The sequence below is a fragment of the Streptomyces sp. NPDC006314 genome, from assembly GCF_040613075.1.
GTDB lineage: Bacteria > Actinomycetota > Actinomycetes > Streptomycetales > Streptomycetaceae > Streptomyces.
Genome location: NZ_JBEXRL010000007.1, coordinates 118,418 through 135,802 on the forward strand (window position 1 = coordinate 118,418; position 17,385 = coordinate 135,802).

Here is a 17,385-nt window from a genome sequence, read left to right on the forward strand (position 1 = left end):
TGACGTTCCGGGCCGCACCTCACACCCCGCCGAAGAGGGCGCTCAGTCCCCGCTCCACCACCACCGCGACGTCCTCCTGCCCGGCCGCCACCACCTCATAGGTACGCAGGAGGAAACGGCGCAACGACGAGGCCTGGAACTGCAACAGGGCGAGGCCGTACGGCGAGTGGAACTCCAGTACCGTCCGTGTGCGGCCGTACGGCCATATCCGCACGTCCCCGCTGCCGGCCGGGGCCCGCAGCCCCTGGTCGAGCAGGGAACGCGCGAAGGTCCACGTGAGTTCCTCACCGTCCAGGGCGGCCTCGGCGGGGAAGTCCACGAAGACGGCGAGCGGGTCGTGCGGGGTGTACCGAAGGGTGGCCGGCACCGGGATCTCCCGGTCCTCGGCGGTGATGAGCCGGGCAAGGGCGGGCTGTTCGATGGAGACGTCCATACTCTGTGGAGTCGGTGGGGGCCCCGCGCATGGCGCCAAATCCGGTCAGAGTTCGGCGGATACCCGCCGAACGACGGCAGCATGGAACACACAAGCGTCGAACACGCGATTGAGCGCTCCACCGAAGCCATCGGCATCGTCCAACTCCCGTAGCGCTCCTACGACTTGAACCCATCTGCGCGTACCTCATCCGTACCCGCGGAACACTCCGGGAAGACTCTGGCATATGCCGGAAGCACCACCGTATCGTGTGTTGCCAAATCCCTTACGAGGCGTCGCGGGCTGTGCCACAGTCGTAACGCTCCCCCCGTCCCCCTTGGCCGTACCGTTCCCATCGGAGTGCGTCATGCCGTCCCCAGTCTCCGCGGACCGCTCAGCCGCCCAGCCGCCCGGACGCGGCTCGGTCGAGGCGTTGATAACGCAGGCGCGGCGGCTCAAGGGAGACGTGGACGCCGTACGGCGGGACACCCGGAGCGACGGCGCGGACCCGGAGGAACGCTGGCAGCGCGCTCTCTACGACCTCGCGTCGCACCAACTGGACGACCTGGACTCCCACTTGGCGCAGCTGCGGGACGGCCCGGACCCCGCTCCGGCGGAGTCCGCCGACCCCCCGGCCGTCCGGCCGGTCCCGGTCGGCACCCCGCCCGGCTCGCTGCTCAGCCGCGTCGGCAGCGCGGAGTGGAATCTGCTGACGGACGAGGCCACCTGGTCCGGGGAGCTGTACCGGATCCTCGGCCGCGACCCGGCCGGCCCCGCCCTCACCCTGGACGAACTGCCCTCCGTGGTCCTGGAGGAGGACCGGCCGAGGCTGACCGCGATGGTGACGGACTGCCTGGTCGACGGCAGGCCGATCGACGGCGAGTTCCGCGTCGTACGGCCCGACGACTCCGAGCGGACCGTGCACATGATGGGCGAGCCCGTGCTCGGCGCCGACGGCAGCACCGTCTCGATGTGGGCGGTGCTGCGGGACGTCAGCGAACTGCGCCGCAGCCAGCGGACGGTGCGCGAGACCCGTGACTCCCTGCAGCGCCACCGCCGGCAGGAGCAGACCGAACACCGGATCGCGGCCGAGCTGCAGGAGGCCGTGCTGCCACCATGGCGCGGCTCCCTGCGGCTCCCGCACCACGAACCACCGGCCCTCGACCTCGCCGCCCACCACCTGCCGGCGACGACGAGCACACTCATCGGCGGAGACTGGTACGACGCGCTGGAGCTGTCCGACGGGCAGACCCTGCTCAGCGTCGGCGGCCTCACCGGACAGGGCGTGGCCGTCGCCTCGAACATGACGATGCTGCTCGGCGCCGTACGCGGCATGGCGTTGGCCGGCACGGCCCCCGGCCAACTGCTCGCCATGCTCAACCAGTTACTGGACGCCACCGTGCAGCCCGCCCTGGGCAGCGCCGTCTGCTGCCGCTACCGGCCCGAGACCCGCACCCTGCTCTGGGCGCAGGCCGGACACCCCGCCCCGCTGCTGTACCGCGACGGGACGGGGCGCAGGCTGAACGCGCCGGACGGCGTCCTGCTCGGCGCCACCTCGGGCGCCGTCTACGGGCAGGCCGAAGTGACCCTTCGGCCCGACGACCTCCTCCTGCTGCACACCGACGGACTGGCCTCGGGACAGAGCGGCTCGGCGGCCGTGGGCCGTCTGCTGGACCTCGCCCCACGGTTCGGCGCGGCGCGCACCGCGCAGGACTGTGTGCGGACGCTCGTCGAGGAGTTCGGCGGGGCCGGGCGCGAGGACGACGCATGCGTACTCGTCGCCAAGGTCACCTCGTGAACTGACCTGCTCCCGGCCTTACTGAGAAGACCCGGCGCACAGGCCGCTACACCTGTGCGCTGTGGTCGCCCTTGGCCCTGGGCTTGGGCAGGGCGAGTCTGATCTCCTCCCGCAGTTCGTGGATCTTCGGGTAGCCGGCGTACTCCGCGGTCAGCCGGTACATCTGGCGCAACCGGTCCCAGGTGCGACGGGAGGAGTTCGACCCCATCGACATCAGGGCCAGCCGTGCGTAGCGGTCCGCCTGTTCGGGGTCGTCGGCGATGAAGCAGGCCGACGCCATGGAGAGGTGGTCGAAGATCTTCGACCGCTCCCGTCCGTCCACGCGCAGGGCGAGGGCCTTCTCCGCGTAGTGCTGGGCGTGCGCGGCCGCACCCGGGTCGAACTCCGCCAGCGTGCGGTAGGCCAGGGCCTGCATGCCGTACAGATCCTCGTCCTTGAAGGTCTGCATCCAGTCCGGCGGTTCCACGTCCTGCCGGTCGGAGACGAAGAGGTCCTCCGCCCGGCCGAGCGTGCGGCGCATCGCCTGGCCCTTGCCCATCGACGCCTGCGCCCAGGCCTCGATGGTGTGGAACATCGCCTTCGTACGCGGCTGCAGGCGGTCGCCTGCGCCGGACTGGGCGAGCTTCATCAGATCCAGTGCGTCGTCCGGCCGGCCGAGGTGCACCATCTGCCGGGCCGCCCGGGACAGTGCCTCGCCGGCGCGGGGCCGGTCACCGCCCTCACGGGCGGCATGGGCGGCGATGACGAAGTACTTCTGCGCCGTGGGTTCCAGGCCGACGTCGTGCGACATCCAGCCCGCGAGGACGGCGAGATTGGCGGCGACGCCCCACAGGCGCCGCTGGAGATGGGGTGGGTGGTGGTAGGCGAGCATGCCGCCCACCTCGTTCAGCTGACCTACGACCGCTTTGCGTTGCAGTCCGCCGCCACGGGCCGCGTCCCAGGCGCGGAACACCTCGACCGAGCGCTCCAGCTCCTCGATCTCCTGCGATCCGATGGGGGCGGCCTCATAGCGGTCGAACCCGGCGGGGTCGGCGTGCAAAGGGTCGTCGAGGACGGGGGCGTCGGCTTTGAGGGCCGGGTCGGTGTGCAACCAGTCGTACATGGCGCTGCTGAGTGTGGATCCCGCGGCGAGCGCGGCACCCGCGCCCACCAAGCCGCGTCGGTTGAGCATGAGGTCCATTCCCGTGAATTCGGTGAGGACCGCGGCGGTCCGCTCGGGCGGCCACGGCACTCCGTCGGGATGTTCCTCGATCCCGTCGCCCTGCCGTTTCCCCGCACGCCCGTGCCGTACCAGACCGAGGTCCTCGATGGTCACGACACGGCCGAGACGCTCGGTGAACAGGGCTGCCAGCACCCGCGGCACGGGATCGCGCGGGATCTCTCCCGTGTCGATCCACCGCCGCACCCGGGAGGTGTCGGTCGCCAGCTGGGGGTGGCCCATGGCCGCCGCCTGCCGGTTGACCAGCCTCGCGAGTTCACCTTTGGACCAGCCGGCCAGGCCGAACAGGTCCGCAAGGCGGGTGTTGGGTTGTCCGCTCACGTCAAGCCCCCAGGTTCTCGGCTGAGTTGACAGTAGCCCGCTGGAGGTTGCCGGGCGACTATTCGCCACCGTTCGCCAGGGTCCGCCAGATGGTGTGCCACTGGGCATCGGGTGTCAGGTAGGAACGCGCCACCCCGACCCGGTCGCCGCCCTCGTTACGAGGGCACGTGACGGCACATGACGGAACATGACGGGCACATTCCCCAGGGTGTGCCCGGGCGGCCGGGCCGGGTTGCGCGTGAGATGTACAGGCAGGCACTGCAGGCACACGAAGGGATCTGTATCTCCCATGTACGCAGCATCGTCCTCCGTGTCCGCCCCGCCCCGGCCGCTGCGTCCCCGCCCGGCGGGCGGCGGGCCGTACCTCGACCCGGTGGCGCGGCCGGGCGGACCCGTGCTGGGCGCGGGCCGGCCCCGGCGGGTGCCGGGTCAACCCGGTACCCAACCGCTCAGCGGGAGACTCGACTTGTCCGGCCCCCAGGGCGCGCAGCTGCGCACCGCGATCGCCTCGGTGCACCGGATCTGCCCTGAGTTCGCTCCGGTGCAGCTGCTGCGGCGCAGCGGACGATCCGTCCTGCTCGTCGGGACGACAGGGCGCAGCACGGCCGTCGCCAAGTGTCTCCTGGACCACTCGCCCGCCTGGGCCCAGCGGATCCGCCACGAAATAGCCGCATACCGCTCGTTCGTCCGGCACCGGCCACCGGTCCGTGTGCCGAGGCTGATCGCGGCGGACCCGGACAACTGCACCCTGGTCATCGAGCGGATGCCGGGCCGGGTGGCGGCACTGCAGCGGCATCCGTTGGAGGCCCCGCCCCGCGCGGACATCCGGGCCGCGCTGGGCGCGATCTGCCGGCTGAACGCCTGGCGCCCCCCGGCGGGCACCTTCGGCATGCCGCTGGACTACGCCGCCCGGATCTCCCGCTCCCATGAGCTGGGCCTGCTCACCGACCGGGATCTCGGAGATCTGCAGAAGCTGCTGCACGGCATCGCCCACGAGGTGGGCCGGCAGGGCATGTTCCAGTTCTGCCACGGCGACGCCCTGCTCTCGAACATCCTGCTCTCACCGGCTGGTCCAGTGCTGGTGGACTGGGAGCACGCGGGCTGGTATCTGCCGGGGTACGACCTGGCGACGCTGTGGCTGGTCCTCGGGGACGCGCCGGTGGCCCGGCGGCAGATCAGCCAGATCGCCCAGTCGGCGGGCCCGGCCTCCCGGGACGCCTTCCTGGTGAACCTGATGCTCCTGCTCACCCGGGAGATCCGGACCTATGAGACGGCCGTGCAGCGTGCGATGCACGACACGGCCCCGGCGGCACCGGGTACGGCCCACCCGGGTGCTGCGCCGTCCGGCGAGGAACAGCGGCTGCTGCTCAGGCGTCTGCACGACGACTGCCAGATGGCCCGCAAGGCCGTCCGCGCGGCGGTCGGCACTCGCTGAGCAGAACGACGGTCGGCACTCGCCGAGGGGGACGAAGGTCCGCGGTGCGCCCAGAGCGGCGGCGCACCGCGGACCTTCGTGTGTGCCGGGCCCCGCGGACACTTCGCCTGTATCCGCCCACCCTGCCCACTGGTGTATGCCAGTGACGCCCCGCAGGCCCGCGCGCCGCCATCGCGAAACTCGCCGAAAACCCTCCGTGACGTGGGAAATCACCGCGCTGAGGGCATCATTGACGGATCGTCGGCAAGCCGGTACCACTGACCCAGCTCGGCGCCGCACGCCCCGCCACGCCCGCGCGTCACAGGAGGCCGCATTGCGAGGTTCCGCCACCGACCCCACGTCCACACCCGGCCACAGACATCTCCGGCGCATCGCCGGCCCGCTCGCCTCCGCGGCCCTGCTGCTGCCGTTGCTCGGCGCGGCACCCGCGCCCACCTCCACGGACTCCTCCGCCGCCCGGTTACAGCACGCGTTCGCCACCGCCGCGGCCGACTACCACGTGCCGCAGAGTGTCCTGCTGGCCGTCTCCTATCTGCAGTCACGCTGGGACGGGCACGGCGGCGCTCCCAGCGTGATCGGCGGCTACGGCCCGATGCACCTCATCGACGCCCGGACCGCGCTCGCCACCACGGAGCACTTCGCCGAGGGCACGGAGGATGCCCGGGGCGACACCGCCCGGACCGCCCTGCACCCCGGCATCAAGGAGCCGGACGAGTCCGCGGTCCCGGCCCGCCTGAGGACGCTGCCGAAGGCGGCGGAGCTGACCGGCATCCCGGCCGGGGAACTGCGTACCGACCCGGCGGCGAACGTGGCGGGCGGTGCCGCCCTGCTCGCCGCCGCGCAGAAGGAGCTGGGCGAACCGCTGAGCGCCGACCCGGCCGACTGGTACGGCGCGGTGGCCCGCTTCTCCGGCGCCGACGACACCGCGACCGCCGAGGCCTACGCCGACGACGTCTACGACGTCCTGCGCACGGGCGGGGAACGTACCACCGACGACGGCCAGCTGGTCGCCCTGGCCGCCCAGCCGAAGCTGACCGCCGACACCGCCCAGCTGAAGCAGGCCGGTCTGCGCACCCTCCCCACGGACGACACGGAGTGCCCGCGATCGGTGTCCTGCGAGTCGGTGCCGGCGCCGTACGCGCAGTTCGGGGACGACGACTACGGCAACCACGACCTCGGCGACCGCCCGGCCGCGCAGCGCATCAAGTACATCGTCATCCATGACACGGAGGGTGCCTGGGACGGGGTGCTCGACTTGGTCCAGGACCCGACCTATGTGTCCTGGAACTACACCATCCGCTCGACTGACGGTCTGATCGCCCAGCATGTCAAGGCGAAGGACGTGGCCTGGCACGCCGGCAACTGGGACATCAACGCCCGGTCGATCGGCATCGAGCACGAGGGTTTCCTCGCCCACCCGGACGCCTGGTACACGGAGGCGATGTACCGGTCCTCGGCGCGGCTGGTGCGGTACCTGGCCGGCAAGTACGGCGTCCCGCTGGACCGGCAGCACATCCTGGGTCACGACAACGTGCCCGGGCCGACCACGTCCACCCTCCCGGGCATGCACACGGACCCCGGTCCCTACTGGGACTGGCGGCACTACTTCCGGCTGCTGGGCCACCCCTTCAAGCGCACGGCCGGCAAGAAGGCCGGGCTGGTGACGATCCTTCCGGACTACACAGCGAACCGGCCCGTCTACACGGGCTGCACCACGAAGGGCGAGCCCTGCGCGGCGCACGGTTCCAGCGAGGTGCGGCTGTACTCCGACCACGACGTGAATGCGCCGCTGATCAAGGACATCGGTCTGAAGACGGACCCGACCAACGGGGTGAACGACCTGTCGTCGCGGGTGTCCACCGGCCAGCAGTACGCGGTCGCCGACCGCTGGGGCGACTGGACGGCCATCTGGTACCTGGGGCAGAAGGCCTGGTTCGAGAACCCGCGCAGGGAGCCGGCGGCGGTGCCGGCGAAGGGCCTCGTGGTGGCCCCGAAGGACGGCCTGACGAGCGTACCGGTGTACGGCCGCGCCTACCCGGAGAAGGAGGCCTACCCGGCGGGCGTCCCCGCCCAGTCGGTGGTGCCGCTGCCGTACACGATCCCGGCCGGGCAGAGGTATGTGGTCGGTGACGAGGTGCCGGGCGAGTACTACTACGCGGTCACCTTCACCACCGACTCGCACCGGGTCGTGGTGGGCCGGGACCTGTACTACGAGATCCAGTACGGCCACCGGGTCGGGTTCGTCCGCGCCGCGGACGTGCGTCTCGAAAGGGTCGGCCCGCTAGCCCGCTAGCGGCGGCCGGTGTCTCAGCCCTGCTGGAAAAGCTCCGCCGGGAGCGGCTTCAGCAGGGCGTACAGGTCGTCGGTGATGGGACGCTCCCAGGCGGCGATGGTCACGAGGACGCCATCGCTGCGGTCGAACTGCACACAGGAGATCCGGCTCTCGGACAGCTTCAGACGTCGCACGATGAGGAGGTTGTCGCCCTGGAGGACCGGCGTGTCCTCGGTCTCGACAACGGTGACCTCCTCGTCGTTCTCCAGCGCCAGCAGCAGCTGGCCCACCTCGAAGGGGATCTCTCCCTCGGCGACCTCGCGGGCCGGGGAGCCCTCCGGCAGATTGCCGATGATCATCGCGGGGCCGCGGCCGCCGAAGAGGTCGTAGCGCAGGAAGACACCCTGGCAGGTGCCGTCGGGGGCGGGCAGCAGGCCCGCGCCGAGGTTGCCCGGCCAGTCGCCCGGGTCCATGGCCAGCACGTCGAAGTCGGGTCCGGCGGGAGTGGCGCTGCGGCGGCGGAGGAACGACATGCGGCCATGGTACGTGCCGGGGCTCCGATGGGTGACCTGCGGGCGCCGGGCAGCGCATCGGCAGGCGGGCGTACGGCCGGTCAGTTCAGGGGGCAGCCGCCGAGCAACGTGCCCGGGTCCGCGTCGGCCGGTCGGGCGACCGTGTGATCGGCGGGCGGAAGGCCGTCCCCGCCGATCCACCGTTCCAGTGCCTTGAACGCCGAGCGGTGGCAGGGCACCATCGGGCGGAGCCGGCCGGGGAAGGCGTCGACCAGGGAGTCGGTGTGCGTGCCGTCCTCGATGCGGTAGTAGCGCAGCAGCCCGCCGCGCCCGGCCGCGTGGACCATGCGCGTGTAGACGTCGGAGTCCTCGCTGATCGGCAGCAGCACGTCCAGGGTGCCCTGCAGGGTGATCAGGGGTTTGCCGATGCGTCCGGTGAGGGCGATGCGGCCGACGGCGCGGTGGACGGCGGCGGGGCGGGCCGGGTAGTCGTAGTCGGCGTCGCAGGCGGGGGTGCCGGAGGCGCAGAAGGGGGTGCCCGCCTCGGTGGCACCGTCGTAACCGGGGTCGAGTTCCTCCCGGTAGATGCGCTGGGTGAGGTCCCAGTAGACCTTGTGGTGGTACGGCCACAGGAACTCGGAGCCGGCCGGGAATCCCGCCCGGTGCAGGGCCGCCCGAGCGTCGGCTGCCGCGGGGCCGCCGGCCGCGTACGCGGGGTAGTGGCGCAGCGCGGCCGGCAGGAAGGTGAACAGGTGGGGGCCGTCGGAGCGCCTTTTCCGAACTACCGGATCGGCCTGCTCTGTCAAGGTGATAGGGCGGCCGACCCGTCTACCGCGACCACGCACGACTCCGGGCCCCCGGCGAACGCGCCTTCGCCCAGCTCAAATTCGCCCAGCTCAAAACCTGGCGGCGGCTGCGGCGAGCCCGCTGTTCCACCCGCCGCATCGGCACAGCCGTCCAAGCCGTCCACACCCTGCTGACCTGCAACTATTCAGGATGAAAACGGTTCACTGAGCGACGAGGACGGCTGCAGCCACGGGTGGATGCCCGGCCGGCATTGCCCTTCCGCGGTGCATGGCCACTTCTCGGCCAAAGCGCGAAGGGTCCGGCTGACCGTGTCCCCATGGAGCCGATTCCACGGGGTCCAGCACCGCCGCGGAGCAGGCATCGGCCCCAAGTTGCAATCAGATAGGGACGGACGGACCCTGAGAGGGAGGATAACTACGAGTTTGCTTTCTGTCAGGCCTCGTTGGGTTGAGGCATCCGGTCTCTTTCCCATGGTGTCGCCGCATGCACACGTCGGCCGTTCGAGCCAAACCGGTTCCCCCATCTGTGCGGTGTAGAAAGGCCAATTACAATGCATCAGATCGTTCGTGCCCATTGGATTGCGTTCAACGACCCCCTCGAAGGCCGAGTGAACTTCATGTACCTCGACCAGAAGGGATGGGTGAGCACGGGGATCGGCAACAAGATCGATGAGACCGCCGCCGCCAACTCCCCCCCGACTCCAGCAGAGCGGTCCGCTTCTTTGGCCCTGGCCAACGAGTTGCGATGGCTGGGTAGCAGCGGCTCTCCAGCGACTGCGGACCTGGTCGCCGCCGAGTGGGACAAGGTCAAAGCGCTCCTCGATCGCGCCCCTCTGGGGCACAACGCCTTCAAACCCCCATTCACTTCGCTGCACTTGGAGGACGACGAGATCGACCGCCATGTGTTCGCCAAGCTGGACCAGATGGAGTCGTTCCTCACGCGGCGCCCTGAGTTCGTCGACTTTGCCTCCTGGCCGGCCAACGCACAGCTCGCGACCTTGAGCATGTGCTGGGCGCTGGGACCGGCGTTTAAGTTTCCCAAATTCCAGCGCCACGTGTCGGTGCGGAACTGGAACGGTGCGGCCGACGAATGTCATTTCACTCCGGACGTGGGAACCATCAAGATCCGGAACAAACTCGACCTGGCGCATTTTCTGCTGGCGCAGACCGTCGAAGACCTGAGCTTGCCTGCCGACCGATTGGCGCTCGACCTGTCGGACATGTTCGGTGTGCAGGGCACATTGCTCGCCCTCGGTTACAAACCCGGACCCCAGGATGGCGCTGACGGACCCCTCACTCAGGGCGCGGTCCGCAAGTTCCAAGGCGACAACGGACTCGAACAGAACGGATCCTCTAAGGACCCGGGCACCCTCGCTGCACTGAGCTCGTGGCTCTTGGAGTCGGGCTTTACTCCGCTGGGCGTATGACTGGCGGCAACGTGCCTGGACAAGGGTCAGTCCGAAGTCTTGTTCGCCGCAATATTTCGACCCCTACGGAAGAAGGAGAAGCATCATGCCCACGGCCAACATAGTCGAGCTCTGGTGCTTGAAGCCCGCTACTGGTACGGACTTCGGCCATCTGACCCCGCACTTGCAAGGTCTGCTCTCAGGCTTCGAGAAGATCTTGATCGACGAGACGGGCCAGGCAGTGACAGCGACCGTCAAGGCCATTCCAGGGCTCGTAGAGGCGCTGGATGAGGTCCAGGCGGACCCGGACAACCTCTTCCTCACTGTTAACGACTTGAGTGGGCTGGACAACTCGGTGTGGCCGGGCAACGGGGAGACGCGCGACATAAACAAAGGTCAGGTGGCGCATCCCTCCATCGCTATCCCCTTCGACTTCTCCATGTCGCTGACCCTTTGGGATAGGGACTCTTTCCTGGACGACGACGACCCGCTGGGCACCATCAGGATCGACACGGGCGACACCGACCGGGGGCACATCGCGCAAGTCGCCTCGTCCGATGTCGAAGGCTCGTTCTACTACGTGACTTACCGGGTGGACCCCTGAGCCCGAGCACGCCGGCGACGACATCGCAGTGGGTGGCCGCAGGGACGCCCGCAGGTGCCCAGTTCGACCTTGCGCAACTCGAAGTGCTTCTGGAACTCGTCCCACTCCTGCTCGGTAGGTTCCCGGTACTCGGCGGCCGGCCGGGCAGCGCGCCGGGTGTCAAGGAATGCCCGGTAGGACCTGATCAACTCCTCCTGGAAGACCGCGAGATACGCCTGGGTGGTGTTCAGGCTGTGACCGACGATCTTCGCGGCGATGTGGACGGGAAGGCCGCCGGTGACGGCGTCCGTAATGAACATCCTGCGGAAGTCATGCGGGCGGCGCCGGGCACGCGCAGCTGGGCCGGGCCGGCACAGTGCCCGACGGGTGTCTCCGACCCGGTGGGCGCCGCGGTGGCCGGGGTGACCAGCAGGGAGCAGGCGGCGGCGAGCGACAGCGCGCCGAACGCGGCGCGCCGTGTCGGCCGTCCGGGCGGTGATGTGCGGTGGGGGAGCATGCGGGACCGGGTTGGGGACGCGCTGGAGGTTAGGGCGGAGTGGTGGTGCCGGATATGTATGAGGCCGCCATGATGGCGGCCCGTACAGCGTCGCCAGCCACCATGGCGGACCGTGTGTCTTCCTGGCCCTCCGTCAGGGACAGCCACCGTCGGCGAGGGTGTAGTAGCCGGTGGGCGACTCCTTCAGGGTGTGGGTGACGAATGTGTTGTACAGGCCCAAGTTCTGGTGGGAGCCCTTGGCGTAGGTGGAGCCGCCGCCGGTGGTGGCCCGCCCGGCCTGCACATGGGCGTAGTTGCTCGCCGTCCAGCAGGACGCGGTGCCTCCGCCCCCTGGGTCGGAGCCGCCCGGGTCGGAGGTGTTCAGACCGAAGAACCGGGCGATCCAGCGGCTGGAGCAGATCGAGTCCAGGAAGTACGGGGCGCCGGTGCTGCCGCACTGCTCGGTGCCGGTGCCCGGATCGACCGGGGTGCCGTGGCCGATGCCCGGGACACGGTCGACCTCGACGGCGACCGTGCCGTCGGCGGCCAGGTACTGGTCCTGCCGGGTGGCGTCCGGCCCGATGGTCGTCGTACGCGCGGGGGTCTGGGACAGGCCGTGCAGGGCCGTCCACTGGTCGCGCAGTTCGGTGGCGTTGCGCGGTACGACGGTGGTGTCCTGGTCGCCGTACCAAACGGCCGTGCGCGGCCACGGCCCCGGGTACGAGGGGAAGGCGTCGCGCACCCGCTGGGCCCACTGCGCCGGGCTCAGGTCGACGCCGGGGTTCATACAGGTGTAGGGGCTGTTGTCCCTGGTGCAGTCGTAGGGCAGACCGGCGACGACCGCGCCGGCGGAGAAGACGTCGGGATAGGTCGTGAGCATGACCGACGTCATGGCGCCGCCCGCCGACAGACCGGTGACGTAGACCCGGTGGGGATCGGCGCCGTAGGCGGTGACGGCGTGGCTGACCATCTGCCGGATGGACAGGGCTTCACCCTGGTCACGCCGGTTGTCGCCGCTCTGGAACCAGTTGAAGCACCTGCTCGGGTTGTTGGCGGTGGTGGTCTCGGCGAGCACCAGCAGGAACCCGTCGCTGTCGGCGAGTTGTGGCAGCCCGGAGTTGTCGGCGTAGACCTGGGCACCCTGCGTGCATCCGTGCAGGGCCACGACCACCGGCGGACGCGCGGGGAGGGAAGCGGGCCGGTGCACATACATGGCGAGGGCGCCCGGGTTGGACCCGAAGTCGTTCACCTTGGTGAGGGCGACGGTGGCCCGGGCGGCGGGCACGGGGCCGGCGAGCGCGGTGCCGAGGACGACGGCGACGACGGTCAGGACGCGGAGCAGAAGGCGGGCCCGTGGGGGCGCTCCGGATGGCTTCCTGAACGGGGACAGAGGCATGGCGGCTCCTTCGGTGGACACAACCCGGCCACTCCCGCGCAGGGACGGCGCCTGGAGCACCGGGCGTGGCGGAACCGTAGGTCCGGACGTGTCCGGGCACCATGGCACCGCGCACCACAGCCGTCGGGGTGCCGAGTCCACACCGGACGCATTGCGGGCCGCGGTGCGGTCTGCTACGCCAAGTCGGCCGTGGGCACACCGGCCTCACTCCTCCGGCGGTCCCGGCGGCACCACCGCGATCGGGCTCGCCGCGTGCAGCAGCACGGCCTGGGTGACCGAGCCCATCATGCGGGCCGGGGCGAGCAGCCGCCGCCGGTGCCGGCCGACGACGACCAGCTCGGCGTCCCTGGACGCGGCGACCAGGTGGCCGGCCGCGTCGCCGGGCAGCGCCTCGGCGTCGGCGCGGACCCCGGGGTGCCGCTTGCGGTGCGGCGCGAGGAAGCCCTCGGCGAGGACGCGGGTCTCGTGCTCGACGGCGTCCTGATCGATCAGGGGCGGCACCAGCTGGCCGGGGGCGGACCACATCTGCACCGGCCACGGGTAGGCGGCGATCACCTGTACCCGGGCGGTACGCAGGGCCGCCTCGGCGAACGCGAAGGCGAGGACGGCCTCGTCGGGGCTGTCGGCGTGCAGGCCGACGACCACCCGGGGCCCCGGCTCGGCCGGGCCGTCCCCGTGCACCTGGCGGCCGGGCGGGGGTACGACGACCACCGGGCACTCGGCGTCCCGCGCGGCGGCGAGCCCGTTGGAACCGAGCAGCAGGCTGGCGAAACCGCCGCGGCCCCGGGAGCCGAGGACCAGCAGCTGGGCATCGAGGCCGAGTTCGGGCAGGACGGCGCCCGGAACACCCTCCAGGGCGACGTACTCCACGGCCTGCTCCTCGGCGTGGTCCGCGAGCCGGGTGCGCACCTCGTCGAGCACCGGATCGCCCTCCGCCTCGGATGGCCCGGCGACCAGTACGTCGGCCTGGCCCCAGGCCGCGTACTGCCGTACGTGCACCACCCGCAGCGGTGCCCCGCGGCGGCGGGCGGTGGCCAGGGCCCAGTCCAGGGCCCGGATGCTGTCCTGCGAACCGTCGACCGCGGCGATGACCGGCGCAGTGCTCATCCTTCCTCACCTCCGGAACACGACCTTCCCCTTGCTGGGGCCAGCCTCGCTCAGGCTCGGCCCGGGCAGGGCGCTGCCGGTCGCGTGTCCGGAAATCCGGTCGGAACACCCCTCGCTCAGGTCAGGTCGAACTCGCCTTCCCTCGCTCCGGAGACGAAGGCACCCCATTCCGCGGGGGTGAAGATCAGGGAAGGGCTCTCCGGATGGCCGCTGTTGCGCATCGCGATGAAGCCCTCGACAAAGGCGATCTGGACATCCCCCAGACCTCGGCTGCTGGACTGCCACTCGGCCTTGCTGAGGTCCAGCTCCGGCTTGTCCCAGCCCGCGAGCGGCTGCTGCTGGATGGTGGTCTCGGCCACGTCCGTGCTCCTCCCGGTTCGTCGTCCGCGGTCAGCCTAGCGACCGCTCACGACAGCCGACAGGCCACGTGGGAAGGACCTTTCAGGAATCGGGGGGCGCGGACCCCACGAGCCACATGGAGAAGAACTGCGAGCCGCCGCCGTAGGCGTGTCCGAGCACCTTGCGGGCGCCGTCCACCTGGTGTTCTCCGGCCTGTCCGCGCACCTGCAGGGCCGCCTCGGCGAAGCGGATCATGCCGGAGGCGCCGATGGGATTGGTGGACAGCACACCGCCCGACATGTTGACGGGAAGGTCCCCGTCGAGTCCGGTCACCCCGGACTCGGTGAGCTTCCAGCCCTCGCCCTCCTCGGCGAAGCCCAGGTTCTCCAGCCACATGGGCTCGTACCAGGAGAACGGCACATACATCTCGACGGCGTCGATGTCCCGGCGCGGGTCGGCGATGCCGGCCTGCCGGTAGACGTCGGCGGCGCAGTCCTTGCCGGCCTGCGGGGAGACGAAGTCCTTGCCGGCGAAGAGGGTCGGTTCACTGCGCATAGCGCCGCCGAGCAGCCAGGCGGGCGGCCGGGGCGCGCGGGCGGCGCCGGCCCGGTCGGTGAGGACCATGGCACAGGCGCCGTCGGAGGACGGGCAGGTCTCGGAGTAGCGGATGGGGTCCCACAACATGGGTGAGGCCTGGACCTTCTCCAGGGTGATGTCGTGCTCGTGCAGATGGGCGTAGGGGTTCTTCAGGGCGTTGCGCCGGTCCTTATAGGCGACGAGGGAGCCGACGGTGTCGGGAGCGCCGCTGCGCCTCATGTACGCGCGCACATGAGGGGCGAAGAAGCCGCCCGCCCCGGCGAGCAGGGGCTGCTGGAAGGGGATCGGCAGGGACAGGCCCCACATGGCGTTGGATTCGGACTGCTTTTCGAAGGCGAGAGTGAGGACCGTGCCGTGGACGCGGGCGGCGACCAGATTGGCTGCGACGAGCGCGGTGGACCCACCGACGGAGCCGGCGGTGTGCACCCGGAGCATGGGCTTGCCCACGGCGCCGAGCGCGTCGGCGAGGTACAGCTCGGGCATCATCACGCCCTCGAAGAAGTCGGGCGCCTTGCCGATGACCACGGCATCGATGTCCGCCCATGACGACTCCGCGTCCGACAGGGCGCGTTGAGCGGCCTCGCGGACCAGTCCGGCGATCGACACGTCCCGACGGGCGGCCACGTGCTTGGTCTGGCCGATCCCTACGACGGCCACGGGCTCCTTGCTCATCGTGGATCCCCTTCGAGTACGGCGACCAGGTTCTGCTGCAGGCAGGGGCCCGAGGTGGCGTGGGCCAGGGCACGGTCGGACTCACCGCGGTGGATGCGGGCGGCGGCCTCGCCGATGCGGATGAGCCCGGCGGCCATCACCGGGTTGGCGGCGAGGGCCCCTCCGGAGGGGTTGACGCGCACGCTGTCGTCGAGGCGGAGCACCTTGCGCAGGATCACCTCCTGAGAGCTGAACGGAGCGTGCAACTCGGCGGTGTCGACGGGTCGTTCGAAGACCCCGGCCCGTTCGGCGGCCAGCCGGGTGGAGGGTGAGTCGGTCAGGTCGCGCACGCCCAGTCCGTGGGCCTCGATGCGGTGGTCGATGCCCCGGATCCAGGCGGGCCGCTCGCACAGCTCGCGGGCCCGCTTCCCTGCCGCGAGGATCACCGCGGCGGCGCCGTCACCGATGGGCGGGCAGTCGCCGGTGCGCAGGGGACGTACAAGGGGATCGCCCTGCGGGACCTTGCCCTTGAGCTGGGCGTGGGGGTTGGCGGTGGCGTCGGCCCGGCTGCGCGCGCCGACGGCGGCGAGCGCGGATTCGCCGGTGTCGCCGGCGTCGATGAGGGCCTGCGCCTGCAGGGCGGCGAGGGCTATGGCGTCGGGCCACAGGGGTGCGAGGTAGTACGGGTCGAGCTGGCGGGTCAGCACGTCCCGCACCGAGCCGGATGAGCACGTGCCGTAGGAGTAGACGAGCGCGGTGTCGGCGTCTCCGGTCAGGAGCTTGGTCCATGCCTCGTACAGGGCCCAGGCGCCGTCCATCTCGACGTGCGACTCGGAGATCGGCGGCCAGGCGCCGACGCCGTCGAGGGCGAGGGTGAAGGAGAAGGCGCGGCCGGCGAGGTAGTCGCTGGAGCCGGAGCAGGTGAAGCCGATGTCGGCGGTCTTGAGGCCGGTCTCTTCGAGGACCTGGTGGAGCACCGGCATGAGCATCTCGACCTCGGAGACCTCCTCGGTGGAGCGCCGGTGGTCGGTCTGGGCGAAGGCGACCACGGCGATGTCCCGGCGGGTGGGGGCTGTTTCGCTGGTCACAGCAGCTCCTTGTACGTCTCGTAGTCCGCGTCGGGCTCGCCGGTGGGCCGGTAGTGGTCGGGGTGGCGGGCGCCCGGCGTCCACACCGGTTCCACGCGCAGGCCCATGCGGACCTGGTCGTAGGGGATGCCGCCGATCCGGGCGTGCAGGGCGAGGTCGGCCCCGTCGAGGGCGATGTGCGCGTAGACGTACGGCACCTCGATGTCGAGGTTCGCCGTATGAGCAGCTTTGATGTTGACAATGCAGAAGGTGGTGACTGTGCCCCGAGGGCCCACTTCGACCTGTTCGTATGTGGCGAGGCCACATGTGGGACAGGCACCCCTCGGCGGGACGTACACCTTGCGGCAGGAGGGGCAGCGCTCGCCCACGATCCGCTGTTCGCGGAGGGCGTCGATGTAGGCGGACTGGGCGCGGCCGGGCGAGTAGGTGTAGTCGAGCCGGGCCGGGGCGACGATCCCGGTGAGCGGGTCCTCGAACTGGCCGGTGTGGCCACGTGGTTGCTCCGGTGCGCCGTCGTACGGCTCGAAGGAGGCGATGTCGGTGATGGCGCCGGTGCGTTCCCCGGCCCAGCGGATGCGCACCCGCATGCCGGTGTGCACGGCGTCGGGTCCGGGGACGTCGAGGGCGTGCAGCAGGGCGGTGTCGGCGCCGTCGAGCCGGACCAGGACCCAGGCGAAGGGGGTGGCGAGGGGCTGACCGCGGCGGGGTTCGTGGTTCCAGGCCCAGGTGGTGACCGTGCCGGTGGGGGCCACCTCCACCAGGTCGCTGATCTCGTCGGCGGTGACGGGGTCGTACTCGACGGGCGGGACGAGCGTGCGGCCGTCGGTGGTCCGCACGCCGAGGACGACGCGTTCGCGCAGGCCGGTGAGGAAGGCGCTCTGGACGGGGCCGAGGGAGCGGGTGAAGGCGAACTCCACGACGAGTGGCGCTTTGAGGACTTCGGGCAT

15 protein-coding genes and 2 pseudogenes are annotated in these 17,385 nt (G+C 70.7%); 6 read left to right on the forward strand and 11 right to left on the reverse strand.

Going from position 1 to position 17,385, the window contains the following annotated elements; genetic code table 11:
- Nucleotides 1-19 precede the first annotated feature (19 nt).
- Nucleotides 20-433, reverse strand: coding sequence for an SsgA family sporulation/cell division regulator (locus ABZ079_RS15070; protein WP_356939863.1), 414 nt, complete (start codon nt 431-433; stop codon nt 20-22).
- Nucleotides 434-779: 346 nt separating this feature from the next.
- On the opposite strand from ABZ079_RS15070, the gene ABZ079_RS15075 reads away from it, so the two are divergent.
- Nucleotides 780-2,210 (forward strand): SpoIIE family protein phosphatase, encoded by a 1,431-nt coding sequence (locus ABZ079_RS15075; protein WP_356939864.1) that lies wholly within the window; start codon nt 780-782, stop codon nt 2,208-2,210.
- A 46-nt stretch (nt 2,211-2,256) separates the two neighbouring features.
- Here ABZ079_RS15075 and ABZ079_RS15080 read toward each other — a convergent pair whose 3' ends face one another.
- On the reverse strand, nt 2,257-3,750 hold the full coding sequence (locus ABZ079_RS15080; RefSeq protein WP_356939865.1) for a hypothetical protein: 1,494 nt from the start codon (nt 3,748-3,750) through the stop codon (nt 2,257-2,259).
- Nucleotides 3,751-4,039: 289 nt separating this feature from the next.
- Here ABZ079_RS15080 and ABZ079_RS15085 point away from each other — a divergent pair, with 289 nt between their 5' ends.
- Nucleotides 4,040-5,185 carry an aminoglycoside phosphotransferase family protein gene (locus ABZ079_RS15085; RefSeq protein ID WP_356939866.1) on the forward strand — a complete coding sequence of 382 codons (1,146 nt, stop codon included), beginning with the start codon at nt 4,040-4,042 and terminating at the stop codon, nt 5,183-5,185.
- 313 nt (nt 5,186-5,498) lie between these two features.
- On the forward strand, nt 5,499-7,478 hold the full coding sequence (locus ABZ079_RS15090) for an N-acetylmuramoyl-L-alanine amidase (protein WP_356939867.1): 1,980 nt from the start codon (nt 5,499-5,501) through the stop codon (nt 7,476-7,478).
- A 14-nt stretch (nt 7,479-7,492) separates the two neighbouring features.
- Here the strand turns inward: ABZ079_RS15090 and ABZ079_RS15095 are convergent, their stop codons facing one another.
- Entirely contained in the window at nt 7,493-7,990 is a 498-nt protein-coding gene (locus ABZ079_RS15095; RefSeq protein ID WP_356939868.1) for a hypothetical protein, read from the reverse strand.
- Between the two features lie 80 nt (nt 7,991-8,070).
- Nucleotides 8,071-8,739, reverse strand: a pseudogene (locus ABZ079_RS15100) (3-hydroxybutyrate oligomer hydrolase family protein); the annotation flags it as partial.
- A 62-nt stretch (nt 8,740-8,801) separates the two neighbouring features.
- Between ABZ079_RS15100 and ABZ079_RS15105 the strand changes: the two are divergent.
- The 3 genes and pseudogenes from ABZ079_RS15105 to ABZ079_RS15115 all read left to right on the forward strand — a co-directional run.
- Nucleotides 8,802-8,969: pseudogene (locus ABZ079_RS15105) on the forward strand (IS5/IS1182 family transposase); the annotation flags it as partial.
- Between the two features lie 357 nt (nt 8,970-9,326).
- Nucleotides 9,327-10,202 (forward strand): peptidoglycan-binding protein, encoded by an 876-nt coding sequence (locus ABZ079_RS15110; protein ID WP_356939869.1) that lies wholly within the window; start codon nt 9,327-9,329, stop codon nt 10,200-10,202.
- Between the two features lie 85 nt (nt 10,203-10,287).
- On the forward strand, nt 10,288-10,785 hold the full coding sequence (locus tag ABZ079_RS15115) for a hypothetical protein (protein ID WP_356939870.1): 498 nt from the start codon (nt 10,288-10,290) through the stop codon (nt 10,783-10,785).
- Here ABZ079_RS15115 and ABZ079_RS15120 read toward each other — a convergent pair.
- The 7 genes from ABZ079_RS15120 to ABZ079_RS15150 all read right to left on the reverse strand — a co-directional run bounded on the left by ABZ079_RS15120 (nt 10,767) and on the right by ABZ079_RS15150 (nt 17,385).
- Nucleotides 10,767-11,084 carry a hypothetical protein gene (locus tag ABZ079_RS15120; protein WP_356939871.1) on the reverse strand — a complete coding sequence of 106 codons (318 nt, stop codon included), beginning with the start codon at nt 11,082-11,084 and terminating at the stop codon, nt 10,767-10,769. The two genes, ABZ079_RS15115 and ABZ079_RS15120, sit on opposite strands and share 19 nt — an antisense overlap.
- A gap of 330 nt (nt 11,085-11,414) precedes the next feature.
- The gene (locus ABZ079_RS15125) at nt 11,415-12,656 is read right to left on the reverse strand and encodes a PHB depolymerase family esterase (RefSeq protein WP_356939872.1); all 1,242 of its coding nucleotides are present in this window, start codon (nt 12,654-12,656) and stop codon (nt 11,415-11,417) included.
- A 204-nt stretch (nt 12,657-12,860) separates the two neighbouring features.
- On the reverse strand, nt 12,861-13,763 hold the full coding sequence (locus ABZ079_RS15130) for a universal stress protein (RefSeq protein WP_356939873.1): 903 nt from the start codon (nt 13,761-13,763) through the stop codon (nt 12,861-12,863).
- Between the two features lie 116 nt (nt 13,764-13,879).
- Nucleotides 13,880-14,122, reverse strand: a complete 243-nt coding sequence (locus ABZ079_RS15135; protein ID WP_356939874.1) for a DUF397 domain-containing protein — start codon at nt 14,120-14,122, stop codon at nt 13,880-13,882.
- A gap of 82 nt (nt 14,123-14,204) precedes the next feature.
- On the reverse strand, nt 14,205-15,371 hold the full coding sequence (locus ABZ079_RS15140; protein ID WP_356939875.1) for a thiolase domain-containing protein: 1,167 nt from the start codon (nt 15,369-15,371) through the stop codon (nt 14,205-14,207).
- The gene (locus ABZ079_RS15145; RefSeq protein WP_356939876.1) at nt 15,368-16,438 is read right to left on the reverse strand and encodes a thiolase domain-containing protein; all 1,071 of its coding nucleotides are present in this window, start codon (nt 16,436-16,438) and stop codon (nt 15,368-15,370) included. Before ABZ079_RS15145 ends, ABZ079_RS15140 begins: the two co-directional genes overlap by 4 nt.
- The gene (locus ABZ079_RS15150) at nt 16,435-17,385 is read right to left on the reverse strand and encodes an OB-fold domain-containing protein (protein WP_356939877.1); all 951 of its coding nucleotides are present in this window, start codon (nt 17,383-17,385) and stop codon (nt 16,435-16,437) included. The genes ABZ079_RS15145 and ABZ079_RS15150 overlap by 4 nt, the downstream gene beginning before the upstream one ends.